Origin of the sequence: Gelidibacter sp. (assembly GCF_035577925.1) — a bacterium.
Taxonomy (GTDB): Bacteria; Bacteroidota; Bacteroidia; order Flavobacteriales; family Flavobacteriaceae; genus Gelidibacter.
In genome coordinates, this window is record NZ_DATJCY010000297.1 from 1 (window position 1) to 4,150 (window position 4,150).

The window sequence follows — 4,150 nt, forward strand, 5'->3', positions numbered from 1 at the left end:
AATAAGTTTAGGAGATAATAGACACTAAATGAGAGAATTCAAGAAGATAAAGCTAAATCAACAGAAAGTTTTAGTAAATTAGGAATGTTAAATCTTAAAAATCATATCTATAGAATATTCTGACTATTTGGCAAACTCAATTTGAATGAATAAAAGCGAATTTGAAAAAGAAATTAAAATTTCTGGTCTTGTAAACTTTTTGAATTGGGAAAAATCTCATCCGGAACTGCATCGAAGGTATACAATTGTCTAGAATTGAGTTTTTGGAATTAATAGCCAAATATAATGTTGTTTTTTTGGAGGTTGAAGATTTAAAATAATATACTTATCCGTTAAGTAACCTAAAAAAGACTTAGGACCGTAAGACGGTGGATATTAGGACAAAAGTATCGAAACAGCTGTGCTGACGCAGTCATACATCTTATGTTCTTTCATCTTATGTCGTATGAGAACCTTAGTCATTTTACGGACAATCATATAATAAACAAAGTTTAATTTTTAGAGATTCCCGCTTTCGCGTGAAGTGATATGATCAGTAAACTCAACCTTGAAGACCTATTATTTCTGGACATTGAGACGGTTCCGGAAACACATCATTTTTCCGATTTGGATCCGGTAAAACAAGAACTTTGGGAACTCAAATCAAAATACCAACGTGCCGAAATTTCAGCAGAAGATTTTTATGATCGTGCTGGTATTTGGGCAGAGTTTGGTAAAATTGTCTGTATTTCTGTAGGCTATTTCAAATTTCAAGGTGATATCAGGACCTTTAGGGTAACTTCTTTTTATGGAGAAGAAATTAAAATTCTCAACGATTTTAAAAATTTGATCGTATCGCATTTCAACCAAACAAAACATTTGTTATGTGCGCACAACGGAAAGGAATTTGATTTTCCCTATATCGCCAGGCGGATGATTATCCATAATATTTCACTTCCAGATAAGCTGAATCTGTTTGGAAAAAAACCTTGGGAAGTACCTCATCTCGACACTTTAGAACTATGGAAATTTGGCGATTATAAAAACTATACCTCCTTAAAACTTTTGACCAATATCCTCGGGATTCCAACACCCAAAGACGATATTGATGGCAGTGAAGTCTATAAGGTGTATTATGAGGAAAACAATATCAATCGGATTGTTACCTATTGCGAAAAAGATACAATTGCCGTTGCACAAATATTCTTAAGATTGCGTGGCGATGCCATTCTTGATATGAGTGAAATAAAGCATGTTTGAAATTCATAAACATTCTGAGGATATTATAAAATAATGCATCCAGTTTTGATACTTCAAACTTTCTTTAGAAAACACTTAAATAGAATTCCAGTTTTAAAGTCATAAATCATCACAAAAAAAATTCATGCTTTTACCTTGGGGCTCTGGTTAGAGCATGAATATTTTTTTTGTGAGCATTAAGATTTCTTTTAACAATCTTAATGTTTTTTGGACAGACTCAAATAATTTATTTTCAAAAAAAGTAGATCTTGGTAGATTTGTCATACTGTTCATAAGTCAAAATTTTTGGTAGATTTGGGGCAAATGAAAATTTAGGTTATGGTAATTTTGGGGCAAAAAAGGTTTAGCGGTTTTTTAATATTGGTTAATTAGTTTGTTTGTTAGGTTATGTAAATATGTAATAATATTTTCATAAATCGGTTTAAATACATTAAAATTCGATGAAATGAATATATATTTAACAATTTAGCCTTGTATCGAAGAAAATTCTTACATAAAATATTCGCTTATCCAGCCCTCCCTATTTCAAAACCAAACAAAAAATAACCTCAAACCCAAAATCACATTTATAAACTGATTTTGTATTTGAGGTCGTGTAATATATTTGAAAAACGGCTACAAAACCATTTCCGGAACATCACCTTCTATAATTAATTGCCCTTCGGTTGCTTTGATGATTTCCTCAACGGAAATGCCCGGAGCGCGCTCCAACAGTTTAAATCCGTTATCGGTAACTTCAATGACCGCCAGATTGGTTACTATTTTTTTTACACAACCCACGCCAGTAAGTGGCAAGCTGCATTTTTTTAATAATTTAGATTCGCCTTCCTTATTGGTATGCATCATGGCAACGATGATATTTTGGGCACTTGCCACCAAATCCATCGCACCGCCCATACCTTTCACCATTTTACCCGGTATTTTCCAATTGGCAATATCGCCTGCTTCTGAAACTTCCATGGCACCCAAAATAGTCAGATCAACATGCTGTCCCCTAATCATAGAAAAACTCATCGCCGAATCAAAAAAACTGGCACCCGGCAAGGTGGTAATGGTTTGTTTTCCTGCATTGATCAAATCGGCATCTTCTTCACCTTCAAATGGAAAAGGTCCCATGCCCAAAACGCCGTTTTCGCTTTGAAATTCAACTTCAATACCTTCTCTTACATAATTGGCAACCAAAGTTGGAATACCTATCCCAAGATTGACGTAATAGCCATCTTGGACTTCTTGTGCGATACGCTTTGCAATTCCTATTTTGTCTAACATTTTATTAAAATTTTGATGCCATATTTACTATGACTATTTGAGTAGAATCTTATGGATGAATGATATATCAATCTTCCCAACTTACATCTCCTAATGATTAAATCACTAGTAAAAACAGCACTTACGACCGCTTCCTAACCGTTCGTTGTTCAATACGTTTTTCATAATTTTCACCTTGAAAAATACGTTGTATAAATATTCCTGGAATATGGATTTGATTAGGATCCAAACTTCCCACAGGAACGAGTTCTTCAACCTCTGCAACTGTAATTTTTGCTGAGCCGCACATGGCTGGATTAAAATTTCGGGCCGTTCCTTTAAAGATCAAATTGCCCGCGGCATCCCCTTTCCATGCTTTAACGAAAGCAAAATCGGCTTTGAAGGCTTTTTCCAAAACATACATCTTACCATTAAATTCGCGAACTTCCTTACCTTCGGCTACTTCTGTTCCATAACCTGCAGGTGTAAAAAACGCTGGAAACCCAGATTGTGCCGCTCTACAACGTTCTACAAGCGTTCCTTGCGGCACTAATTCCACTTCCATTTCACCGCTCAGCATTTGGCGTTCAAATTCTTGGTTTTCACCAACATAAGAAGAAATCATTTTTTTGATCTGGCGTTTGTGCAATAACAATCCCAAACCAAAATCGTCAACGCCGGCATTATTGGAAATGCAAGTAAGCCCTTGGACATTCATTTTAACCAAATTATTGATCGCATTTTCAGGAATACCACAAAGTCCAAAACCACCAACCATAATGGTCATATTGTCCTTAACATCATGCATGGCTTCCGTAACGTTGGCAACTTTTTTATTAATCATAACTACTTTTTTAGGAGTTTAAAATTACGAAATAAAACAGTTAATCTAAAATAAATTGAGGCTATGGATGTTACCATTTATCAAATGAATAGGAAAATCAGAGCTCATCAAAAATTGAGGTATTTAGATTAAACGGGTACTTGAAGGATACAATTTTTTAACGAAAATAACCTTTCTACCAAAACACAAAACATCCATAAAATTATGGATGTTTTGTGTTTCAAAAATTGATTTAAAAAAATCTAAAAATCAAACTGAATATCAAAATCGTCGGTATCAAACGGATCGTCTTCACTTTTCTTATTGCAATCCACATTAATGGTAAGCACGGCAGGACGTTCAAACTCTGCAGTTGAAACATCGAGATCCTTATCGGCATAACATTTTTTCATAAACAATCCCCAAATTGGCAATGCCATGGTGGCTCCTTGACCATAAGCAAGTGTCTTAAAATGTGTGGCACGCTCTTCACCTCCAACCCAAACACCAGTGACCAAATTAGGCACCATGCCCATAAACCAGCCATCACTTTGGTTTTGTGTGGTTCCAGTTTTTCCTGCAATCGGGTTGGTTAGCGCATAAGGATAACCGGTCATAACTTCCTTATAAACAGGGCTCACAGCTCCAGTTGTTCTTAAACGGCCTCCAGATGATCCACCTTGTGTCACACCTTCCAACAAATTGGTGGTTACATACGCTACTTCTTCACTTAAAACATCTTTTGTTTCTGGAGTAAACTGGAACAAAACAGTACCATTTTTATCTTCAATACGCATTACCATAACTGGTTTGGTATAAACACCTTTGTTCGCAAATGTC

4 protein-coding genes are annotated in these 4,150 nt (G+C 35.4%); 1 reads left to right on the forward strand and 3 read right to left on the reverse strand.

Going from position 1 to position 4,150, the window contains the following annotated elements:
- The first annotated feature begins 528 nt into the window (after window positions 1-528).
- On the forward strand, window positions 529-1,239 hold the full coding sequence (locus tag VNJ50_RS11625; protein ID WP_325582050.1) for a 3'-5' exonuclease: 711 nt from the start codon (window positions 529-531) through the stop codon (window positions 1,237-1,239).
- Between the two features lie 615 nt (window positions 1,240-1,854).
- Here the strand turns inward: VNJ50_RS11625 and VNJ50_RS11630 are convergent.
- From VNJ50_RS11630 to VNJ50_RS11640, 3 genes are all read right to left on the reverse strand, one after another.
- On the reverse strand, window positions 1,855-2,508 hold the full coding sequence (locus tag VNJ50_RS11630) for a CoA transferase subunit B (RefSeq protein WP_325582052.1): 654 nt from the start codon (window positions 2,506-2,508) through the stop codon (window positions 1,855-1,857).
- 121 nt (window positions 2,509-2,629) lie between these two features.
- Window positions 2,630-3,331, reverse strand: coding sequence for a CoA transferase subunit A (locus VNJ50_RS11635; RefSeq protein ID WP_325582054.1), 702 nt, complete (start codon window positions 3,329-3,331; stop codon window positions 2,630-2,632).
- A 242-nt stretch (window positions 3,332-3,573) separates the two neighbouring features.
- On the reverse strand, window positions 3,574-4,150 hold a 577-nt coding region (locus VNJ50_RS11640; protein ID WP_325582056.1), incomplete at its 5' end, for a penicillin-binding transpeptidase domain-containing protein.